This window comes from Stieleria sedimenti (assembly GCF_025060895.1).
GTDB classification, from domain to species: Bacteria; Planctomycetota; Planctomycetia; order Pirellulales; family Pirellulaceae; genus Stieleria; species Stieleria sedimenti.
In genome coordinates, this window is sequence record NZ_JANZKV010000032.1 from 1 (window position 1) to 21,938 (window position 21,938).

Here is a 21,938-nt window from a genome sequence, read left to right on the forward strand (position 1 = left end):
TCAAAAATCAGTTCTCCGGCTCCACCCCGATAAGGTGCAGTCGAAGGACGCTGCGTTAGCAGCCGCCCGCCGCAGAACTCTGCGGCGGGCGGTCACTCACGAGCGAGGCGGGAAGATAGAGCCGACAGCCGTGGCCGTCAACCGTTCTTCATCGGAAAACCAAGAAAACTTCTTCTCAGCGTTCCGCCGCGGCCTTCCGCGGTCCCGCAGTGAGGTTTTCCTCGTGCAGGAGTGGAAAGATCAGGTTGCCAGGCGACACGTGCGGCGGCGGCGCCCGTCGTCAAGGACGGTTTGAAGCCGCCTTGTGGGTCGCACACAGGCTGTGCCGGCATGGCATTTGCTCGCGCTGGGCGAGCGATCTCCCTGGTCGATCGGTTTGACGTGTTCGTCAATCCGACCGGCTTTCTTTCCCATTGAACCGAAGTGGAGGTAGACGGACTTGAACCGACGACCTCCTGCGTGCAAAGCAGGCGCTCTCCCAACTGAGCTATACCCCCGAGGGCACCCTGGCGGGTGCATCTCAGATTTGAAATCTCAAATTTGAAATTTCAGTTCACTTCGATTTTGGTTGCAAAGCAACCGAGTGGGCGTGCCAGAACTCGAATCTGGGACCTCGTCGTTATCAGCGACGCGCTCTAACCAACTGAGCTACACGCCCTTGTTTGCCCGGCAACACCATCTGCAGTGAAAGCAGAGCTTTCAAATCAGTGTCCAGCCAGAGCTGTCCCACACGGCAAGTCCCGCCGGGCGAGCGAGAAGTTTACGCAAACCAAAATGGCTGTCAAAGCCAAGTTGGCATTCTAAGCGAAAAAAGCTTCTCCGATTCCCCGCCAACCGCCGGAACGACCGTCGCCAAAGCATTCCTCGGACGAGATTTGTTTGCCGGTGGACCAGTTTTATTCGGCACAACGTCCATTTCACTTAAATCGACATTCCAACAAAGCCCCGGGTTCGGTCAAAATAGTCCGCGTATCAACTCTCCCACTCTATGGACACCCGTGAAGATGATGGATCGTTCCACTCGGCGACCTCCCCTGGTTAACGTCAACACTCGACGCCAACGGCACGCTTGGGGCCAACGGCACGCTTGGGATGCGTGTTTCGTGACGCCCATGTTCCGCAAGACGCGGCTTTCCAAGTGGCTCGGCGCGGGGATTTTCGCTGCTGCTACGGCGATTCAGGCCGGTTCGGCACCCCCTGCCGTCGCACAGAGCCCCACCGCTGCCCAGGCGCTTTCGCTGAAACCGCTGCAGCAAGATGCCAATTATGAGCTCGTTCCCGCCGAGCAAGTGGCCAAATGCACGGTCAGCGATATCACCGAAGACGGTCAGAACGGCTGGGAAGTGACCGGCCCCGACGGTCACCTGCTGCGTCGTTTCGTCGACACCAACGGCGACAAAAAGATCGATCTTTGGTCATATTACAACTACGGCGTGGAGGCCTACCGGGACATCGATGCGGATTTCAACGGGAAAGCCGACCAGTATCGTTGGCTGGGAAACACCGGCACCCGCTGGGGCGTGGATCAGGACGAAGACGGCCGCATCGATGCCTGGCGGCGGATCTCGGCCGAAGAGGTGTCGGCCGAAGTCGTCGCCGCACTCCGCGACAAGGACCCACGGCGCTTCGCCCGCTTGTTGGCCACCCCCACGGAACTGAAGTCCCTCGGGCTTGGGGAAGCCAAGCTGGCAGAACTTGAAATGAAGGCCAAGCTGGCGGCGCGCAACTTCGCCGATCTGGCAAAATCACAGACCGCCATCGGTCCCGAAACGGAGTGGCTTCAATTCGCAGCCCCGGCCCCCGGGCTGGTTCCCGAAGGCACCAACGGCAGCACGGAAGACGTGGTGGTCTACGAAAACGTCGTTGCCATGTACGAAAATGGCGGGCAAAGCGGACAATTGATGGTCGGAACGCTGGTCCAGGTCGGTGATCGCTGGCGGATGGTCTCGTTGCCCAACGTCGGCGACGACGGCGCCCTGACCCAGTCCAGCGGACTGTTCTTTACCCCCGGTGGTGCGGCGATTGCGTCGAAACCGACATCCGATTCCGGGCTCCAGACCCTGGTCACCCAGCTCGAATCGCTCGACAAAAAACTGGCGTCCGCCCCCGAAGCGGGGCTGCCGGCGCTGCACGCCGCCCGCGCCGATTTGGTCGAAAAACTGATCGCGGGGTCGGGCAATGATGAAGACCGGGCGACCTGGACGCGGCAATTGGTCGACACCGTCAGTGTTGCCGTGCAGAGCGGACAATACCCCGACGGGCTGGACCGGCTGAAACGCGTGGCCGGCAAATTCGCCCGCGCCAATGACGCGTTGGCGGCCTATGCCAATTACCAGGCGATCCAGGCCGAATACGTGCTCAAGCAAACGCCGGATGCGGATTTCGAGAAGGTCCAAATGTGGTACCTGGAAACGCTTGCCGCGTTCGTCGATGCGCACCCCCGGACGATCGAATCCGCACAAGCGATGCTGCAATTGGCGCTGGCCAAAGAGTTCGAAGACAACGAGAAAGAGGCCTTGGCGTACTACCGAAAAGTACGCGACGGACACAAAGGCACCGAAGCCGGCGAAAAAGCCGCCGGCGCCGTTCGGCGGCTGGAGTCGGTGGGACGCAAAATCGAGCTCGAAGGCACGACCATCGACGGCAAGTCCTTCAAGCTCTCACAGCTTCGCGGTCGACCGGTGATCGTCCACTACTGGGCAACCTGGTGCGAACCCTGCAAGCAAGACATGAAACTGCTCAGCCGCCTGCAGGGCCGCTACAAGCGAGAAGGGTTGACGCTGGTCGGCATCAACGTCGATGCACGGCGTGGCGATGCCGAAGCATTCCTCCGCGAGAATCGCTTGCCGTGGATTCAGTTGTTTGAAGAGGGCGGCTTGGAATCGAGCCGGCTCTCTAAAGCCTTCGGTGTGCAAACGCTGCCGACGATGATGCTGGTCGACAAGGACGGCACCGTCGTACGACACAACGTTCGAGCCGCCGAACTCGATGGCGTGATCGAAGAGATGGTGAAATAAAGTTTTTCGGGTTTCGGGTTTCGGNNCAGGTTCCAGGTTCCAGGTTGGTTGAAACTTGAAACTTGAAACTTGAAACTTGAAACTTGAAACTTGAAACTTGAAACTTGAAACTTGAAACTTGAAACTTGAAACTTGAAACTTGAAACTTGAAACTTGAAACTTGAAACTTGAAACTTGAAACTTCAGCTCCGATCCTCGTACGGTCGGGGGCGGAGCTGTTGGAATAAGGCTCGCTTCTGGTCGGGAAGCGCGTAGTGAAACCCACAGTTTTCCAAAAAGCGGTCGGACGAGCTGATGGCCATGATCTCCATGATGCCTAAATCTCTGGCCCGGTCGACACACATCTGGACCAAGCGTTTTCCGACACCGAACCGCTGGTAGTCGGGATGCACGGCGAGGCATTGCAGTTCCGCGAGCTTGGGACTGTAGACCTCGACCGCGGAGAACCCGACGCAGCGCTGGACCGGTTCCTCGGGCGTGACTTCGTCGCTCGGTGGCGGGTCACTCGGTGATGGAATGTCGGGCGCCGGGGCATCTGGCGGTTCGCTGACCATTGCGACGAAACCGTGCCGGGTGAGTTCGATCAGTTCGGCATGGGTCCGCGAAAGCAGCAGCCGTTGCATCACAAAGGGACGCAGCAAGGCATGGATTGCCGCGGCATCGCTGGGCAGAGCCTGTCGGAGTTGCGGGAGAGCCAGTGGGGTGGAATCGGGGGGCGGAAGATCGTTCAATGCAGTGGCCCAACCCTGGTCAGTGAAGCTGGACCGGATTGGTCGCTTGCTTGATGGTTTTTCGCAGTAACATCGCCGGGGCGTCTTTCCCGGTGAACAATTTAAATTGATAGGCCGCCTGGCGGACAAACATATCGATCCCGGTGATGATTCGACACTGCGCCTGCTTGGCGTATTTGACCAGCAGGGTGTTTTCCGGGTTGTAAACGGTATCGAAGACCACCATGAATTGGTTCAGCGCCGATGCCTTGAAGGGGGACTTGTTGACATCGGGGTGCATGCCGACGGGCGTTCCGTTGATCAGCAGCTGGACTTTTTGGTTGTGCCGATCTTCCCATGGCACCACGCGGCAACCGACCTCCGAAGCCAACAGTCGAGCCCGCTCTTCGGTGCGGGAGGCGATGACGACGTCTGCCTGGCGTTGTCGCAGCCCCCAGGCGATCGCGCGAGAGACTCCGCCGGCGCCCAACACCATCGCGGTGACACCCTGAAGCGCGTTCTCGCGGGGCACGTCTTTCTTTTCCAAGACTTCGACGATGCAGTCCATCGCGGCGCGGTAGTCGGTGTTGTAGCCCAGGCGATCGTCTTCGTGAAAGACCATGGTGTTGATCGCGCCGATCCCGTTGGCGCTCGATTCGGCTTGGGTGCAGTAGTCCAACGCCCGCTCTTTGTGGGGAATGGTGATGCTGATGCCGCGGAGTCCGATCTTGTCGACACTGTCCATGAAGTGATGCAGATCGTCTTGCGGGACACGCAGCGGCAGGTACCGCGCGTTCATCTTTTCGGCCTTGAACGCCGTGTTGTGCACCAAGGGGCTGTAGCTGTGGGCGACCGGATCGGCGATCACGCCGAACAACTCGGTCTCGGCGTTGATGTTTTTGACGTCGTACAAATTGGTCATTTCTTTCCAATTCAGCTGGCCGGGCGCCATCTTCTTGTCTGTGCTGTAGGTCGCATAGGTGAAGGGCGCGCCGAATCGGTTGGCCAAAATTCGCGTGATGGTGCCGATCTCGCCCATGCAAATCCCGATGGTGGGGAGTTTTGCTTTGCGGATCAGATCGAACATCCGCACGTTGTCGGCGAACGAGTTTGCCATGGTTGCGATTTTGACGATGTCGGCGTCTTCTTCGGCCATCGCCGCATGCAGATCTTCCAGATTGTCCGGGGTGCCGGAAAAATCGTGGTAGCTGATGATTCGTTTGGTGTTGCCGTAACGCGGAATCTGGGATGCCACGTCGGCTTCGATGTCCACGTATTCGGCACCCGCAACGATCGCCGACCGCAGCAGCATCAGTCGGTCTTGTTCGCTCTTGGTCCAACGCCCCCCGTCTTGACGGCGCCGAACGGTCATCACGACCGGGCCGGGCCGATGATCCATCAGCCGTTTCAGATTGACGGCTCGACCGACATAGTCCAGCCGCAATTCCACAAGTTCGGCGCCTTGTTCGACCAAATGCTTGTGTTCGCCAATCATCCGGGTGTGGCGACTGCGACCGAGACTGACACAAATCATAGGGTATTGAAGTACGAGGAAAGTGGTGATGAAGTGCGTGAGGCGGCCTCGGCAGCGGGAGGTGAGCTCCATGACGAGTTTACTGCCCCGAGTGCCGCCCGCGTATAATAGATCGCACCGAATGCAACGAGCAGGGGTGTAGTCTAATTCCCCTGAGGAACCGCCGGTCGGTTCGATCCAACGCTTCTGCCACAAATACAGCACGGACAAAGCACACAGCAGGTCTTCAATGATGAGCTCAAAAACGCGATGGATGTTCACTTTGGCCCCCTCGACCCGAATCCCCGTGATCGGACTGATTTGCGTCGCGATCGGGGTGACCGCGAGCCGGGGGGCTGCTCAGGGTTCGGACTGGGCCTTCCCGCGAGGTGACGCCGCCGCGTCGGGGGCGACCACGGCACAGCTGCCCGACGAATTGCAGGTGGCCTGGGAATTCAAAGCCGATGAGGCCATTGAATCGACTCCCATCGTGATCGGCGACCAGGTCTTCGTCGCCGATGTGATGGGGAAAATCTACTGCCTGGCTCGTCGCGACGGACAGGAACGCTGGCGGAAAGATTACCAGACTGGATTCCTGGCCTCGCCCGTGATCGCCGGGGACCGCCTGGTTATCGGCGACTACGACGGCAACGTGTACGCATTATCAGTCAAGGACGGCAGCGAGCTGTGGACCCAAACGACCGACGGTGAGATCAGCGGCTCGGCGGCGATTTACCAGGACAAGGTGCTGGTCGCCTGCCAGGACGGCAAGCTGTACTGTTTCGAGCTGGCGACCGGAGAGCCGGTTTGGACCTATGCCGCCGAAGACCAGATCCAATGTTCCCCCACGATCGCCGGCGATCGCACCTTTCTCGGCGGTTGTGATGCCAAACTGCACGTGGTCGATTTAAAAACGGGCAAGGCCGATGGGGAAGGGATGCCGCTGGAAGGCCCGACCGGCAGCACACCGGCCGTCCGCGGCGAGCTCGCCATCCTGCCGACCCACGACGGCTCGGTGTTTGCCTTTGATTGGAAGAACAAGAAGCAGCTGTGGCGGTACGAAGACCCGTTGCAAGCCCAAGAGTATCGCAACAGTGCGGCGATTTCCGGTGAAATCGCCGTCGTTAGCAGCCAGCGCAAGCAAGTCGATGCGATCGACCTGAAGACGGGCAAGCGAATCTGGCGACACACCTTGCGGCGGTTCGCCGATGCATCCCCGGTGATCGCCGGCAACGACGTCTGGCTTCCCGCGACCGACGGGCGGTTGCTGCGACTCTCCCTGGCCGACGGGACCTTGAAATGGAGCTACGAGATTCGCGGCAGCTTCGTCGCCGGGGTTGCCGTCACCGACACCGAGCTGTTCGTCGCCGATGACGACGGCGTGGTGCGTTGCTTCCGCGGCAAGTAGTAGGTCACGCTGTGCGTGACGGATGGCTACGCGAAAATGGCATGCACAGCATGCCCTACGGGAAAATGGCATGCACAGCATGCCCTACTCGAAAATGGCATGCACAGCATGCCCTACGCGAAAATGGCATGCACAGCATGCCGTACGCGAAAATGGCATGCACAGCATGCCCTACTTTAGTTCCCATAGACTTTTTTCGGGTCGACCAAACGCGGGTCGACGGTGGTCAACGAGGCGTCGTGGGGATCGACCGCGCGAAAGAAACAGCTTTGGAATCCTTCGTGACAGGCCGCCCCGACCTGTTCGACGCGCAACAAAATCGTATCGCGGTCGCAATCCACACGGATCTCTTTGACGCTCTGGCGATGCCCGCTGGTTTCACCCTTGCGCCACAGTGATTGGCGGCTGCGGCTGTAATAGACGGCTTGACCGGTCGCCAGCGTCTCCCGAAACGCGTCTTCGTTCATCCAGGCCATCATCAGAACGCGGTCACTGTCGGCATCTTGCGCGATCGCCGGCAATAAACCGTCGACGCCCCGAGAAAAGTCCACTGCGGCGGAGACATCGATCACGGCGAGTTGTCCGGGGGGAAAGGGGATTGGATTTGCAGCGAGGATTATAGGCAGATTCGTAGTAAACGGAACGACTGACACGCCGCCCCGGTCGAATCGATTCGCCGAGCCCGGCCGCTGAAGGGACCGCCGCGGTGCGGACGATAAGCAACCTACACTTTCTTGTCCAATCGTTGCTGAATCGGGGTTTTCCTTCATGTCACCGACAAAACTATCGATCGTTCTGCCGGTTCGCGATCGGCAACATGAGATCGTCCGGAGGGTGGAAAACGTCCTGGAAGGCCTGATCGATCTGACCGACGAGGTCGCGGAAATCATTGTCGTCGACGACGGCAGCCGTGATGAAACGCGGGACATCTTGGAAGAACTGCATGCCAGGTACCCCCAGGTTCGGATCGCTCGACACGACCGGCCGCGCGGCATGGAAGCGGCCGGACAAACCGGATTGGAACGGGCGACCGGAGAGCTGGTGTTCATCCAGGAAACAGACGCCGAGATGCGGATGGAGGATCTCCGTCGGCTGCTGGTGATGAGCGAAGATGAGTCGGTCGTCGCGGCAAGGGCTGAAAGTCGCCAAGAGCCCCTCGCACCGCCGCTGTTGAGGCGTTTGCGACAATGGGGCACCGACAAGCATACGTCGGTCGAAATCCGAACCGACGCCAGCACACCCTGCTCGGTCCAAATGATCCGCCGACCGCATCTGCAGCGTCTCTCGGCTCCCAAAGGCAAACGCTATTGGTTGGAAGGAGAGACCGATCGCATCAAGACGATCGAACGGGCGAAAGTCGGAGAAAGGCTCCGCTGAGCAACGAACGGAATAAACGTGTCGGATCTCTTGAAGTGGAATAGGCTTCCAGCCTGTCCTCTCAGCATCGACAGGCTGGAAGCCTATCCCACTTCTTTTCCGTGCATTGCTAAAACGCGACGATTCGACCGAAGGGTCAAAACGAGCGTTGGATCGAGAACTCGGCGATTTCGATCAGGCAATTTTTGGCCGCCCCGGTGGGCAGATCGGCGATCGCATCGAGGGCGCGTTGCTTGAATTCGGCTGCCGTTGCGACGGTGAATTCCCTGGCGTCGGATTGATCCAGCCAGGTGCGAATCTGTGAGATCCGACTGGCCGATGGACCGTTAAGGACCGTCAAAATGGCGTCTCGTCGCTCGGGGTTTGCCGTTTCCAGCAGACGGATGATTGGGAGCGTGATTTTTCCCTGTTCCAGATCCGTTCCCAGCGTCTTGCCGACCGCTTCATCGTCGCCCCAAAGGTCCAAGAAATCGTCGGCGATCTGGAACGCGATCCCGAGACTGTTGCCATAGTCGGCAAGTCGATCGGTCGTTTCCGCATCACAACCGGCTTCCGCGGCGGCGAGCGAACAGGCCACGCGACACAGTTCGGCGGTTTTCCCTTGGATGATTTCGAAATAGGTCTCGCGTTCGATCTCGAGATCGCCGCGGCCGAGCACTTGACGCAACTCGCCTTCGCAAACCAGGCGTGCGGCTTGGCCGACCCACTGGCAGGTGCGGGTGTTGTCGAGTGTGGCGGCCAATTGGAAACTTTGGGCGAACAAATAATCGCCCAGCAGAATACTGGTGTGATTGTTCCATTGGGCGTTGATGGTGGGGACATGCCGGCGCGTCGCGGCTTCGTCCAACACGTCGTCGTGGACCAGCGTTGCCGTGTGGACCATCTCCAAAACCGCTCCGATGGTGATGTTGCTCGGCTTCACGCCCCCGAGCGCTTCGGCCATCAGCAAGTGCACGGCCGGCCGCAGACGCTTGCCACCTAGAGCGACTCCGTGGCGCAGCAATGCCGAAACGCCTTCGAAGGGACTTTGTAATTGCGAGCGCAGCGTGGCTTCGACCCCGGCCAATGGCTTGCTGATGGGACCATAAAGTCTCTGCAGCAGCGGATTGGCCGAGGGGGCAGCACTGTTCTTCGACCCGCGGACCGGGTGGTCGCCCGTGGGGGGCGGGTGGCGGGATCCGTTCTGCGGCACGCCGTTGCGGTTGCCGCCGACGCGGCTGTCGGTGTCGACCTGTACCGTGTCGGAGCGGTCTCGAAACGTCTCAGAAGCGTCCATTTTCTTACGCGTGTCTGCAGGAAGGGGGGGACGGGGCGATCCGTCGTATTGGGTGATGAACCGCAATTAGAGACCAGGGATAACGAAATCAAAGGGGGACGATTGGTCGCATTAGGGATGTGTCCCCGGATTTCGCACGAACGTCCCTGACTGGCCACCTTCTTTCCCTTCCAGTCGCGTCGGTCCGATCTGCATCGCTCGATCGACGGATTTGAGCATATCGTAAACCGTCAGCGCGGCGACACTGGCGCCGGTGAGGGCTTCCATTTCGATGCCGGTCTTTCCCGACGTCGCGCAGGTGACGCGACAGATCAGTTGCGGGGACGAGATCGGCTGCGGCGATTCGGATCCCTCGGCCCCTTGTTCCTCGGCCCCTTGTTCCTCGGCCCACTGAAAGTCGACTTCAGCGGACTCGATCGGGATCGCGTGACAGAGGGGGATCAGATGGGGTGTCCACTTGGTCGCCGCGATGGCGGCCAGCCGGGCGACCGCCAGCACATCGCCTTTGCGGCTGGTCCCTTGCCGCACCCGTTCGGCCGCTTCGGCGTTCATGGAGATCCGCGACGAGGCGGTGGCGATGCGTTTGGTGACCGTTTTGGCGGAAACGTCGACCATGTGGACGTTGCCATCGGCGTCGAAGTGGTTGGAAGGCATGTTTTTTTAAGTTTCAAGTTTTAAGTTCCAAAGGTTTGCTGCCGATGGCCGTCGCTGCGATTCTGTAACGAAATCTCTCCACTCCGCAACCCGCTGCCGCCAACTTGAAACTTGAAACTTGAAACTTGAAACTTGAAACTTGAAACTTGAAACTTGAAACTTGAAAAAAAAAACGCCACACATTTGCGGGAAATGTGTGGCGTTCTCGTTGTGGTCGGTGGTGAAGCGTTTGTCCTGCGGCGGCGTGAGCCTGGGCAGGAACCGTTCACACCAGTTCTTTCTTTGCTCCGACGAGTGTTCTCAGTCGTTCAGCCAACAGATGGGCGTCGAACGGCTTTTTGAACGTCTCGTTGATGCTGCTTCGATCAAAACTCATCGGCTGGCCGTCATCGGGCAACAGCGCGATCAGAATGACATCGGTGAAATCCGCATTTTTGCGCAGGTTCTGGCAAATTTGTACGGCTTCGATCTTGCCGATCGAAAAGTCCACGATGATGCAGTCTGGCGTGAAGCTTTCGGCTTGAATTCCGGCTTCGAAACCGCTCGCCGCAACAGCGACCTTGAACGATTTTTCCGGCGGTAATTCTCGCTTCAAGTTCTCGATCAAAACTTGATCTTGGGCGACGATCAGGCACTTGGCCATCGCTTCGTCCTCCAAGTCACCCAACGGCATGCCGTGCTCCTTCAGGAACTTGATCAGGTATTCACGTGGAATACGACGATCTTGTGATCCTGGGATTCGGTAGCCTTTCAAACGCCCCGAATCGAACCATTTTGAAACAGTTCGGGGTGCGACTTTGCAAATCTTGGCGACCTGTCCAGTCGTAAAGACCTTCATATCAGGCTCTCCATAACGCCTCGTTGATTATTCCCTCGAACAATGGTGCGTCGGTACCCAATGTTCTCATGGCCTTGATCGATCAGTTGTGCCGCACGCCTTCTCGTTCGTTTCATCTGTCTCACCGGTCCTGATCGCTGAGACAAACTCTTACGAACCTGAATGCTGTCGTGTGCTGCAAACCGAAAGCTGGGTCAGGCCACCCGGCTCACATCCTGTGACGCTTACCGAACGGGATCACTTGCTAGGTTTCAAACGTTTACAAACGGATCACTCCGCTTTGGTCGGGGTAGATGCTGTGACGTCCGGCGACCAACGCCCAACGTTCCAATCGCGAAACACGGCTGACATGATGATGGGTGTTGTCATCATGCCGATGTTTACAGGAACGTTCGGCTATAGTCGCCATCTGCCTTCGAGTAAGAGAGGTGTCACGAACGCGACGCCCTCGACTCGATTGCTTTCCCAGAATCCCCCCCTGGGCGGATCCACAACTCGGCTGCCACCAGCCCTCCTGCATCGAGACGGTGAAAACCGTTCTCCGCGAGAGAACCCAGTCGAAAACTGTCGATCCGAGACTTAGTGTCGAGCAAAACCGCCCCAATTCTTTAGGGCGTTTGGAAGGGAACAAGCGTCATGGCCCCTGTGACGGTCCTTGACCGGATCAATCGGGACGGCCGGATTGATGCCGGTGATGCAAAACACCCGTGTTTCCAGGACTTTAGACACTGAAGGCCCGGATTCTGTTGCACCGAAACGGACGATTTGCGAAGAAAAAAAACTTTTCATAAAGTTCATTTTCGCCCCCAATCGGTCTAGACAACATGCCAATCGACGAGTCATCTGGCCGCAAAATCAGTCGTCCCTTTTCGCCTATCCGCCACCATTGCCACGATCGTCATGCAAGACAACGCTCGCGCCTTCTTTGAACAAGCCATCGCCACGCCCAGTCCCTCGGGATACGAAGAGCGGATCCAGAAACTGATTCGAGATTACATCACGCCCCATGCCGACCGCGTGCGCATCGATGTGCACGGCAACTTGATCGCCGAAGTCGGCAACGGTGACGGACCGCGTTTGATGTTGGCCGGGCACTGCGATCAAATCGGGATGTTGGTTTCCCACATCGATGAAAACGGTTTTGTGTACGCGCAAACCATCGGCGGTTGGGATCCCCAACAATTGATCGGGCAAGCCATGTCGATCTGGACCGACTCCGGAGAAGTCCCCGCGGTCATCAGCCGCAAGCCGATTCACTTGCTCAACAACGACGAACGCAAAAAGGTTGTCGGACTGGACGAAATGTGGTTGGACGTCGGAGCCAATAACGACCAACAGGCGCGCCAGAAGATACGCATCGGCGACCCGATCACGTTGGACCTGCAGCTCCGCCCGCTGATGAACTCACTCGTCAGCGGTCCCGGGATGGATAACAAGACCGGGATGTGGACGGTGATCGAAGCGTTGCGACGCGCGAAAGAACTGGCCGGCGCCGGCGGGATCGGCTGCCACCTGCACAGCGTCTCCACCGTTCAAGAAGAAATCGGACTGCGTGGCGCCAAAACCGCCGCCGGTGGAATCCATCCCGACGTCGCCATCGCCGTCGACGTCACCCATGCCTCGGACTGCCCCACCATCGACAAGAACAAACAAGGCGACCTGCGCCTCGGCGGCGGACCGGTGATCTTTCGCGGACCGAACATCAACCCCAAAGTCGCCACGCGGTTGATCGAACTGGCCGAAGCCAACAACATCCCCTACCAACTGGCCGCCATCGGACGCGCGACCCCCAACGACGCCAACGTCTTGCAACTCCACGGCGCCGGCGTCGCTACCGGGCTGGTGGCGATCCCCAATCGTTACATGCACTCAGCCGTCGAAGCGATCTCGCTGGAGGACATCGATCACGTCGCGCAACTTCTCGCCCACTTCGCTGCGGCGCTCACGGCCGACGATGACTTTACGCCGGGGGGGCAGATTTAGGTTTCAGATTTAGGTTTCAGATTTAGGATGAAGGTTGAAGGTTGAAGGTTGAAGGTTGAAGGTTTCAGGTTTCAGGTTCAAACGGGAGGTTGAGATGGCCGCGATTACGAGGTTTGAGGACATTTTGGCTTGGCAAAAGGGCCGTGAGTTGACCCAGCTGATCTATCGATGCTCACGTCAAAACGATTTTGCGCGAGACTTCGCGCTGAAAGATCAGATACGAAGGGCTTCGATTTCGATCACATCCAACATCGCAGAGGGATTTGAACGGGATGGCAACAAGGAATTTGTCCAATTCCTTTCGCATGCCAAGGCCTCGTGCGGCGAGGTTCGATCCCAGCTCTACGTTGCTTACGATGAACGCTACCTCGACGAGCACGAGTTTGAGGACCTACAGAACAAATGTCATGAAATCAGCCGACTGATCAACGGATTCATTAGCTATCTGAACAAATCTGATTTTCGCGGTCGAAAGTACATCCGAGAACTTCGCGAACCCTACATGGTCGATAGCCAAATCTGCTGAAATGACTTGGAACTTGGAACTTGGAACTTGAAACTTGAAACTTGAAACTTGAAACTTGAAACTTGAAACCTATTTAACCCGGCGCAGCCGTTCCAGCGGGACGTAGTAGCGTGAGTAGCGTTTTCCGTCGCTGAACTTTTGCCCGGCGGGGTTGGGGACCAGCACGGTCGCGCGGCGGGTGATGCGGTTGACGCGGCCTTGCATGCGGTGCCCTTCGTGATGAAAGACCACGTCGTCGCCGACGCGGATGTTGAAACGGACCGCGGCACGTTCACGCTGGGTGATCAAGTTGTGTTGATAGTCGGTGTGGCCGAAGTAGCGATGGGCGATCGATTGATAGCGGGCTTCGCTGCAATTGCCGTCGTTCCAAATCAACATCTCGATCAGATGCACGAATTCGTGCTCGGCGATCCGTTGCATCGCCTCCAAGCGGTCATGGCAAAGGCACCCGGCGACCTCGATCGGCCGCGAAACGTCTTCAAACGTTTGAAACAGCAGCGTGCTGGAAAGGACGAGTTCAAATTGTCGCCGCCCGTCATAGCTGCCTTCGGGATATTGGGTGACCAATTTGCCGCCGACGCTGGTCATTCGGGATGACAATTGAAAGGAGATTCCTTCGGCCGACGCGGCACTGAGGATTCGGCCGTCGAAGAAGCGGTCGTCGTACAACCGGATCATCCTGGAAACGTCTTCCGGCGAGACCTTTTGGAAATTCGGCCCGTCGATGCAGCGACTGGTCAACAGCATCTGCTCATAGATCTGTCGTCGCCACTGATCCCGCTGCGACGCGGGAAGCGTACGGATGGCGACTTCACCGGCCAGTCGCCCCAAGACTTCGGGATCACGCGGCGAAGGCCCCGCCGAGTGCACGCTTGGCGACACCGCCCGCGTCTTGCCGGTTCGGTGGCGTGTTTGTTTCCGGGTGTTGGTCTGCCGATGCGTCATCCTGATGCTCACAGCGTTGGGTGGGAGGGCTGCGAGCATTCTAGCCGATCAAAGTGGTTGAGTTGTAGCTCAGCTGGTCATCGATCGAGAGGAGTCGAGGGTGATTATCCCCACGTGATGTTTGCCGCGTTCAAATCCGCTCGCAGCTCGACCCTCGGCTCAGCATCGCCGCGTCCTGATGATGCGTCCGCCCAATCGACATCGACGTCCGCCAACGCATTGTCGACGGCCTGCGATGACATCGCTTCAGCAAAACTGATTTTCTTGGTGCGAGACCCTTCGACGGGCAAGGGGGCAAGGCCCTCCACCGTTCGCTCTGCCACTTCCGGTGAGAACTTGGTTATCGAGTCCGCTGGGGAGGGCAGGATGATTCCTCGCGCGGCTCGGACTTGGGTCGATGAGGTGGCCGAGGTCGCGATCTGCGAACCGGTCACATCACCGGCCGACGTTAGACCCGCGGCGGCAAAGGCGACCGACTTCAAGGTGCTGACCTTGCCGATCGAATCACTCGACGTGGCTTGTCCGACGGTTCCGCTGGAGAGCAATTCCCGCAATTGCGAAGACGTCAGCTGCGGGTTGGCCGACAACGTGAGCGCTGCGACAGCGGCCACATGCGGGCTGGCCATGCTGGTGCCGCTGAGAGAACGATAACCGCCACCGGCAGAGGTGCTGTAAACACTCACGCCCGGCGCGTCGACTTGAACCGCGCCGCTGCCGCCGACGTCGTTGCTGAAGCCCGCGATGCGGCCCGACGAGTCGTAGGCGCCGACCGAAAGCACGCTGGTCGATTCGGCGCTGTGCCGCGCCGGATAGCTCGGGCTGGCCGCCGACTCGTTTCCTGCAGCAGCCACCACCAGCGCGCCCAAGGAGGTCGCGTAGTCGATCGCACTGGCGATCCGCGAACTGATCCCGCCACCGAGACTGAGGTTGATGATTTGCACGCCCAAATCGGCCGCGTAGCGGATGCCGGCGGCCACACCACCATCGGTTCCACTGCCGGAATCGTCGAGCACTCGAACGGGCAGGATCTTGGCATCGGGCGCCACGCCGGTCACGCCGAAACCGTTGTCGCCTGCCGCGATTGTGCCGGCGACGTGGGTTCCGTGTCCGTTGCCGTCGTCCGCGATCGCGTCACCGGAGACGAAGTCGTAACCCGAAACGTCATCGACGAATCCATTGCGATCATCGTCGATCCCGTTGCCGGCGATCTCGCCAGGATTCACGTACAAAGCACCGGCCAAGTCGGGATGATCTAAATCCACTCCGGTATCGATCACGGCAACCGTCACGCCTTGTCCACGGTAACCGGCCGCCCACGCTTCCGGTGCCGCGACGGCATTCAGATTCCATTCCCGGCTGCCGCCGAAGTAGGCCACTTCCGCCAGCGGCGTCACGGTGGTCGGCTCGGGCGGCGGTGGCTGCTCCGGTTCCGGTGTCGGTGCCGCCGGGGGACTCGCCGTCGGTTGCGATCGCGCTGTCTGAACGTCCAAGGTCAGTCGATAAGAAATGCTTCGATAATCGACCGAGGAAATCGCGACGTAGTATTCGCCGTCGGGCAGTGACCCCGAGAGCGATTCGCTGCGGTTGGACGAACGTGTCGAAGAACCGATCAGGTTACCGTTGCGATCGAGAACATAAAGATTCGCGTCGCGATTGAGTTGATCCAGAGTGATCCGCACCTTGGCATCGGCGGCGATTTCGAAACGAACCACATCGACCCGGTCGAACCAACTGAGCCGCCCGGCACGTTGCAGCGTTCCATCGACCACACCCAAGTTGGCCGCCGTCCGCAGCGTTTCGCCGGCGGCGTCGGAGGTGCTGAAATTGACAGCAAGGTCTTGGACTTGTTGGATGACGCTTTGGATCGCTGGCGTGTCATCAATCCGATGCTGTGACAGAGACAGTGAGTCGCCGGCAAGCAGTCGACGCGTTTCGAGGGATTCGACCCCGAGCCGTCGGCAACTGGCAAAATGAACACCACCACGAAATCCTTTTCGTCGACGCATCACAGACCCACCACACACGGGCAAGAATTAGAACGGGGAACCCAGCGAGTTCGAGCCGACCGTATCAAAACCGCTGAGCCGGGTCAGGTTCAATTTTGTCGTAAGCGTTGTGGCGTGATACTTGGGCCGGGAGATCATTCACGCTGAGGTGGGAGATTGGGGTTGGTAAGAATATTTTGGAGGTAAGAAAATTGGCCTGTACGAACGCTGCCCGGTGTCGGTCGCATTTCAAAAATCTTCCTACCTCCGAAATCTTCCTACCTCCGAAATCTTCCTACCTCCGAATCGACACCGTGTAGCCGCCGCGATTGTTGCCCAGATCGCCGAGGTGATCGTTGATTCGAAACAGCAACCAACAGTGTTTGTCGATGACGAGTTCGGTGTCGGCTTCGACGCTGCGAATCCGCAGTGGTTCGAGTTGTCGTTGCTCTTCGGTTTTGTTGGGCAAGACACACACCAGCAGTTGCCCGAGCGGTCGATCGTTGGCGTAATGAATCGTGACACCGGGTGGCTCGCTGATCCACGGTTTCGGATCGTCGTCGAGGCTGCACCGTCCGTGCGGGGAAATTTTGACGCGCATGCCGGGGGCGAATCGAACGCCGACGCTCTGCCAGCCACGATCCGCCTGGATCGTCGTTTCGATCGGGTTGCCCCGCCAAAGTCTGTCGCGGATCGCCAAATCGATTCGCTCGCGCGACCAATCGAATCCATAATCGATCGTATTGGTTAGCATCCGCCAGCGGGCTTGCACGATCGGCCACTGTTGACTCAATCGCCGTTTGAAGGCAGTCGAAAACGCGACGGTCCGAAGGCTGCCATTTTTGGCTTCGGCCAACACGGCCGGTCGATACTCGGGGTACTCGGTGAGTAACATCGCCGCGACCCAGCTCCAGCCATACGATTCGACGTCGCTTTTCAGATCCGGCGGGTACTGCAGCACGACATCGAGCGTCGGGATCCGCTGCTCGTCGCGACGTTGCGAGAGAAGTTTGAAACGTCCCCAGTAGGGAACCACCTGCGTTGATTCCGGCACCGTGTTGACTTCGACTTGACCGCCCACGCCGCGGTGAACGCTCAGCATTTCCGCCAGCCCTTCGGCGAACCACGACGGCCCCGTGCCGCCGAAAAGTTCGATCGCCAAAGCATGCACGCCCTCGTGCAACAACAAATGCCGTGTGTAGTAGTCGCTTTTTTGGCGGATCACCCAAATGTTCGAATCGATGGCATAGCCAAACGGAAAACTCAGATCCGGCGGCAGATCCCCGCTGTCACGAAACCGCTGCGGATCGGCCATCACAAACGCGTCGACCCGCCATCGATCCAGTGTCCCCGGCGGCAGTTGCCAAAACCGTTCCCACTGGGGCACCGCGGCGTCATAGGCTTCCACCAGTTCAACCAACGATTCCCGGGACCCCGAATCCGATTTCAGCACAATGTGCTTGCCCTCCACCGCCTGCATCGGGGGCGGCGTTTGCGCCGAGGTGTCCGCAGCACTCAGCGCCGCGATGCTGATCAACGCGATCAGTGTTAGAATGCTGCTCCGGCAGCAGGTATGCACTTGGACGGCAAGCTTGCGCGGCAACGCACCGACATGTCCCGGGTCGGAGCACCCTTCGACGTTGACCAAACGATCTTCAAAATATGAAACCATTGCACCATTCTAACCTCCCCGTCGCGAAACGACGATTCACCTTCGCTCCGTCGCGGTTGAGGCTGCTGATCTGGCCGCTGCTGATCTGGCCGCTGCTGTTTTCGACTGCGGCCTGTGTTCCGAAGGCGGAGCGGGACGTGGTGGTCTACTCGGCGCTGGACGAGCAGTTCGCGACGCCGATTTTTGCCGCTTATGAACGAAGTGTGGACTACGAGACCGGGATCGTCGGCAAATTTGATGTTGAATCGACGAAGACCGTCGGCCTGGTCAATCAAATCCTCGCTGAACAGAATTCGCCGGTGTGTGACGTGTTCTGGAACAACGAGATCATGCACACCGTTCGATTGCAAAAACTCGGTCTGCTGAAACCGCGGACATGGGCGGTCGCCCCGGGCTGGCCCAGCGACATGATCGCCAGCGACGGTTCGTGGTGCGGATTCGCCGCCCGGGCGCGTGTGTTGCTGATCAACACCGACAAGATTCCTTCCAAAGACGACTACCCAACCAGTGTGGCCGATCTGATGGATCCGAAATGGAAACACAATTGCGCGATGGCTCGACCCTTGTTCGGTACCACGGCGACGCATTTTGCGGTGCTCCGTGTCCGCGACGGTCATGATGAAACACTGGAGTTTTTGAAACAGATTCACGACAACGCGGTGGTGTTGTCGGGCAACAAACAAGTCGCCTTGGCGGTCTCGTCCGGCGAAGTCGCCTGGGGGCTGACCGACACCGACGACGCGATCATCGAAAAAGATCAATTGCGAAAGGTCGCGATCGTGTTCCCCGATCAGCAATCCGACCAACCGGGAACGCTACGCATTCCCAACACCTTGGCGATCTTGAAAGACGCTCCCCACCCCGTCGCCGCAGAAACACTTGCCGACTATCTGGTCTCCGCTCAGACCGAAGACCGGTTGGCGATGGGCGACAGCAGCCAATTGCCGATCAGCCGCGACAGCGAGTACCGGCCGCGTGTGATGCCGAAAGAACCGGTACGTTGGATGAAAGTCGATTTCGAAGCCGCCGCGGAAGGCTGGACCGAGTGGGCCGAAGAAGTGATGGCGGTGTTCCCGGATTGAGATTCCCATGCACTACGAAGCAATTCTTCCCGTTCATTCGAATGAAAACGCGGTCGTCAATGAAGCTGCCCGGCAGTTGATTTCGTGTGGGTTTCGGCTGGCATCACAAACTGAAAACGAAGTCACGTTGACGCACAAGGGCATGCGCAGCACCAAGCAGAATCCAATTCTCGGTGCGACGACGATCACGCTGCGTCAAAGTCATCTGACGCGTGGAAAGGTTTCGGTTTCAGCAGATCTAGGCGGCGTCCGTTGGATGCGTCGTTTCGTGACGCTTTTCCCGCCATTGCTGATGGCCGGCATTTTAACAATCAACCTCACACTGGCAGCCATCTTTCAGAATATCCCTCAGGGACTGTTCTTCAAGTTGATCGCCGGGGTCGCGTTTGTCGCGTTCCTGTCATTCGGCGCTGGGGTCATCTTGGTCAAGCGGATTCGCGAGCAGACGGAGCAATCGCTCGAAGCTTGCGTGACGAATGCAGACGGCTTGGTACAGCGAGAGCAGCAGGAGTAGCGACAATGGCATGCACAGCATGCCCTACTGATTGAGCGCCATCTGCACGACGTTGGTGACGATCTTGGCGGCGTCTTCGGTTCCGTAGCCGGGGCATTGGACGGAGTTTTGACTTTCGAGCGCGCAGCTGATGTCCAGCGGTGAAAACACCACCGCGACCACCTCATCGAATTCGGCGTATTCGAGGATGGGTGGTGAGGTTTGCCGGCGGATTTGTTGGCCGCCGGCTCCGCGACCGATCCGTCGGATGGTGACCGAACGCAAATCGTAACCGAAGTACTGGGGGGTCAGCATGGGATGGTCCGAAGGCATCGATTGCAGCGAATTCTGGCCCAGCACCGCAGCAAACTCACGGCGGAACGCTTGGGCGAACGCTTCGTCGCCACAGATCGCGGTGCCCAAAATCACGCCGCCGTGCTCGACAAATTGGCGCAGCGCGTCGCGCTGCTCGGCGGTCAGCACAAAGTCGCGTCGCCCGTGGACCCACAGCACCGACACTTCGGCCAAGTCTTGCTCGTCAAACCGGACCGGGTCTGCGGGCACGCTGATCGCAACCTGCGTTTGCTTGCGGATGATGGCCGAGGCGTTGGGCAGCGCACGCCGCGCGTCTTCGCCGCCGGCGCCGACGTCCAGGCGTGCGATTCGTGTCGTCCCCCGCTCGGTCAATTCCATCGCGTCGGCTTGCAGCACGATCTGGGCGTCCAGCTTGTCTTTTAATTCACGCCCGGTCGCATAGGCGATGATGTTTTGTCCGATGCGGATCGAGTGATCGATTTGGCGTCGAACCGGATCGTCGGTTTCACCACGTTGGAACAGCCGGTCGCCCAATTCCCATCGACAGGTCAGGCTTTGCGGAACATAAAAAACGGCGGTACGACAGCAGGCTTGGACGCCATACACCCAAAACCCGTTGGGCATCGCAGTGAGATCCACATTTCGTTCGGCGTTCCACACCGGATGTGATGTCGGCAGGCGTTCCAGCGGGGCGTTGGGATACCACTGGGCGCAAAGGTTGGCGACGCTGTTTTGAAAATTCGCCGCGTTCCCACAGCCGCTGTCACCGCTGGCGTCAAACACAATCGTACCGCCCTGGTCCACGTAATCTTTCAGCAACTCGCTTTTTTCCGCACTCAAGGCTAGCGTTTCTTTGCCGCTGATGACCAACACCGGTGTTTGCAGCAAATCGATCAGGCCGGCGTTTTCCAGCTGGACGGTTTGCCAGGTCAGGTCACGTCCCCAAGCCCGTTCGACATGCCGCACCAGTTGCCGCAGCGCGTCCGGGTGGGGTTGCCATTCCGGTTGATCCGTCTTGTCGCGTTCGAGTTGCCCGACGACGACCTGACGCTTGCCTTTGGATAGAAACAACAACGCGAACGACGTGGCGACGGTGGGACGTTCCCATTGTCCGCCCTCCCAAAATCCTTGAAAGCCATCCTGCTGGCGGATCAGTCGTTCGGCGCCTTCGCGATACCAATCGTGACCGCCAAAGAAGCGGCGTCCGGAAAGACGCCCCGTCCGCTCGATGGCATACAGATAGTAGTAATAGGTGTCGGCGCTGCCGCCGGGATTGACTTCGGCGCTGAAGCGTTTGCCCAGCCAATCGATGCCGCGCGCGATCGGATCTTGCTTCGTGGAATCACCTCCGCAACATGCGATGCTGCCGTCCTTGACCGATGAACTGGCGTTGCCCAAACGGCCGTTGGCGATGATCAGCGAAGCGATCCCGGCACAGGTCATGCTTCCCGTCGGTGCTCCGCCGGTGTAGCTCCAGCCGCCGTTGGGATTCTGCTGCAATTCCCAATAGTCGATTGCTTGCTCAAACACCTCCGGCTCGACCGCAACGCCTCGGTCTTGAGCCGCCCCAAGAGCGAGGAGTGCGAACTGCGCGTTCGAGGGGTCGCCGCCGAATTGTCGTTTGCCGCCGTAGCTCCACGCCCCCGTGGCTGTCTGAGCCTCGGTCAACCAGGTCACGTTGTTGCGAATGCGTGGTAAATCATTGGCCGATCCGTGCTGACAAAACACCAGCGTTTGCAGGGCGACCGAGTAGGTGCTCTCGGCAACCGTGGCCCGCAGGTACGTCATCGCATTCTTGATCGCGGGATCATCACGCGAGACACCGGCATTGAGCAACGCCAGGGTGCACAGCGAAGAAAGGCCGCACGACTGGCCCTGAAACTCATCCCAGCCGCCGCGATCGTTTTGGGTGCTGCGAAGATAGGTAACCCCGCGATCGATCGCGCGATTGACCGCCGCCGCATCCACCGCCGCGTGGACTTTGGAAGGGACGACGCCCAAGCCGACAACAATAGACAAAAACAGAGCGATGCAGCGTAACAATCGGTGGTCCCCCCCTTACCAGTAACCCAGGCTTGCATCTTACACTGATTGGTCTGTACGCCTCACGCTGTGAAGCATTTTCCCCATGTGTTTCTTGAGGT

At 58.9% G+C, this 21,938-nt stretch carries 18 protein-coding genes and 2 tRNA genes; 7 read left to right on the forward strand and 13 right to left on the reverse strand.

Going from position 1 to position 21,938, the window contains the following annotated elements; genetic code table 11:
• Window positions 1-424 precede the first annotated feature (424 nt).
• Both NZK35_RS04375 and NZK35_RS04380 read right to left on the reverse strand, forming a co-directional pair.
• Window positions 425-497, reverse strand: a tRNA-Ala gene (locus NZK35_RS04375).
• Window positions 498-584: 87 nt separating this feature from the next.
• Window positions 585-658, reverse strand: a tRNA-Ile gene (locus tag NZK35_RS04380).
• Window positions 659-1,112: 454 nt separating this feature from the next.
• Here NZK35_RS04380 and NZK35_RS04385 point away from each other — a divergent pair.
• Entirely contained in the window at window positions 1,113-3,017 is a 1,905-nt protein-coding gene (locus tag NZK35_RS04385) for a redoxin domain-containing protein (RefSeq protein ID WP_259631378.1), read from the forward strand.
• Window positions 3,018-3,199: 182 nt separating this feature from the next.
• Here the strand turns inward: NZK35_RS04385 and NZK35_RS04390 are convergent, their stop codons facing one another.
• Window positions 3,200-3,748, reverse strand: a complete 549-nt coding sequence (locus NZK35_RS04390) for a GNAT family N-acetyltransferase (RefSeq protein ID WP_259631379.1) — start codon at window positions 3,746-3,748, stop codon at window positions 3,200-3,202.
• Window positions 3,749-3,767: 19 nt separating this feature from the next.
• Complete coding sequence (gene aroE, locus NZK35_RS04395) at window positions 3,768-5,261, reverse strand: shikimate dehydrogenase (RefSeq protein WP_259631380.1); 1,494 nt, start codon at window positions 5,259-5,261, stop codon at window positions 3,768-3,770.
• Window positions 5,262-5,490: 229 nt separating this feature from the next.
• On the opposite strand from aroE, the gene NZK35_RS04400 reads away from it, so the two are divergent.
• Entirely contained in the window at window positions 5,491-6,648 is a 1,158-nt protein-coding gene (locus tag NZK35_RS04400; protein ID WP_259631381.1) for an outer membrane protein assembly factor BamB family protein, read from the forward strand.
• A gap of 176 nt (window positions 6,649-6,824) precedes the next feature.
• Here the strand turns inward: NZK35_RS04400 and hisI are convergent, their stop codons facing one another.
• The gene (gene hisI, locus NZK35_RS04405) at window positions 6,825-7,220 is read right to left on the reverse strand and encodes a phosphoribosyl-AMP cyclohydrolase (RefSeq protein WP_259631382.1); all 396 of its coding nucleotides are present in this window, start codon (window positions 7,218-7,220) and stop codon (window positions 6,825-6,827) included.
• Between the two features lie 196 nt (window positions 7,221-7,416).
• On the opposite strand from hisI, the gene NZK35_RS04410 reads away from it, so the two are divergent.
• Window positions 7,417-8,025 (forward strand): glycosyltransferase family 2 protein, encoded by a 609-nt coding sequence (locus NZK35_RS04410; protein ID WP_259631383.1) that lies wholly within the window; start codon window positions 7,417-7,419, stop codon window positions 8,023-8,025.
• A gap of 136 nt (window positions 8,026-8,161) precedes the next feature.
• Here the strand turns inward: NZK35_RS04410 and NZK35_RS04415 are convergent, their stop codons facing one another.
• The 4 genes from NZK35_RS04415 to NZK35_RS04430 all read right to left on the reverse strand — a co-directional run bounded on the left by NZK35_RS04415 (window position 8,162) and on the right by NZK35_RS04430 (window position 11,202).
• Window positions 8,162-9,301 (reverse strand): polyprenyl synthetase family protein, encoded by a 1,140-nt coding sequence (locus NZK35_RS04415; protein WP_259631384.1) that lies wholly within the window; start codon window positions 9,299-9,301, stop codon window positions 8,162-8,164.
• Window positions 9,302-9,412: 111 nt separating this feature from the next.
• A complete protein-coding gene (gene moaC / locus NZK35_RS04420; RefSeq protein WP_259631385.1) occupies window positions 9,413-9,955 on the reverse strand; it encodes a cyclic pyranopterin monophosphate synthase MoaC in 543 nt (180 codons plus the stop codon).
• A 265-nt stretch (window positions 9,956-10,220) separates the two neighbouring features.
• Entirely contained in the window at window positions 10,221-10,793 is a 573-nt protein-coding gene (locus NZK35_RS04425; RefSeq protein ID WP_094412462.1) for a response regulator, read from the reverse strand.
• A 259-nt stretch (window positions 10,794-11,052) separates the two neighbouring features.
• Window positions 11,053-11,202: a hypothetical protein gene (locus NZK35_RS04430; protein ID WP_259631386.1), complete on the reverse strand. Its 150-nt coding sequence runs from the start codon at window positions 11,200-11,202 to the stop codon at window positions 11,053-11,055.
• A 491-nt stretch (window positions 11,203-11,693) separates the two neighbouring features.
• On the opposite strand from NZK35_RS04430, the gene NZK35_RS04435 reads away from it, so the two are divergent.
• The gene (locus tag NZK35_RS04435) at window positions 11,694-12,776 is read left to right on the forward strand and encodes a M42 family metallopeptidase (protein WP_259631387.1); all 1,083 of its coding nucleotides are present in this window, start codon (window positions 11,694-11,696) and stop codon (window positions 12,774-12,776) included.
• 94 nt (window positions 12,777-12,870) lie between these two features.
• Window positions 12,871-13,302: a four helix bundle protein gene (locus NZK35_RS04440; RefSeq protein WP_259631388.1), complete on the forward strand. Its 432-nt coding sequence runs from the start codon at window positions 12,871-12,873 to the stop codon at window positions 13,300-13,302.
• 69 nt (window positions 13,303-13,371) lie between these two features.
• Here the strand turns inward: NZK35_RS04440 and NZK35_RS04445 are convergent, their stop codons facing one another.
• The 3 genes from NZK35_RS04445 to NZK35_RS04455 form a co-directional block, all read right to left on the reverse strand.
• A complete protein-coding gene (locus NZK35_RS04445; protein ID WP_259631389.1) occupies window positions 13,372-14,247 on the reverse strand; it encodes a hypothetical protein in 876 nt (291 codons plus the stop codon).
• A 104-nt stretch (window positions 14,248-14,351) separates the two neighbouring features.
• The gene (locus NZK35_RS04450) at window positions 14,352-16,253 is read right to left on the reverse strand and encodes a S8 family serine peptidase (RefSeq protein ID WP_259631390.1); all 1,902 of its coding nucleotides are present in this window, start codon (window positions 16,251-16,253) and stop codon (window positions 14,352-14,354) included.
• Window positions 16,254-16,527: 274 nt separating this feature from the next.
• Window positions 16,528-17,904, reverse strand: a complete 1,377-nt coding sequence (locus NZK35_RS04455; RefSeq protein ID WP_259631391.1) for a hypothetical protein — start codon at window positions 17,902-17,904, stop codon at window positions 16,528-16,530.
• On the opposite strand from NZK35_RS04455, the gene NZK35_RS04460 reads away from it, so the two are divergent.
• Window positions 17,904-18,986 (forward strand): extracellular solute-binding protein, encoded by a 1,083-nt coding sequence (locus tag NZK35_RS04460; RefSeq protein ID WP_259631392.1) that lies wholly within the window; start codon window positions 17,904-17,906, stop codon window positions 18,984-18,986. The genes NZK35_RS04455 and NZK35_RS04460 overlap by 1 nt on opposite strands.
• Window positions 18,987-18,993: 7 nt before the next feature.
• The gene (locus NZK35_RS04465) at window positions 18,994-19,500 is read left to right on the forward strand and encodes a hypothetical protein (RefSeq protein ID WP_259631393.1); all 507 of its coding nucleotides are present in this window, start codon (window positions 18,994-18,996) and stop codon (window positions 19,498-19,500) included.
• A 24-nt stretch (window positions 19,501-19,524) separates the two neighbouring features.
• Here the strand turns inward: NZK35_RS04465 and NZK35_RS04470 are convergent, their stop codons facing one another.
• Window positions 19,525-21,813: a DUF4159 domain-containing protein gene (locus NZK35_RS04470; RefSeq protein ID WP_259631394.1), complete on the reverse strand. Its 2,289-nt coding sequence runs from the start codon at window positions 21,811-21,813 to the stop codon at window positions 19,525-19,527.
• Between the last annotated feature and the right edge of the window lie 125 nt (window positions 21,814-21,938).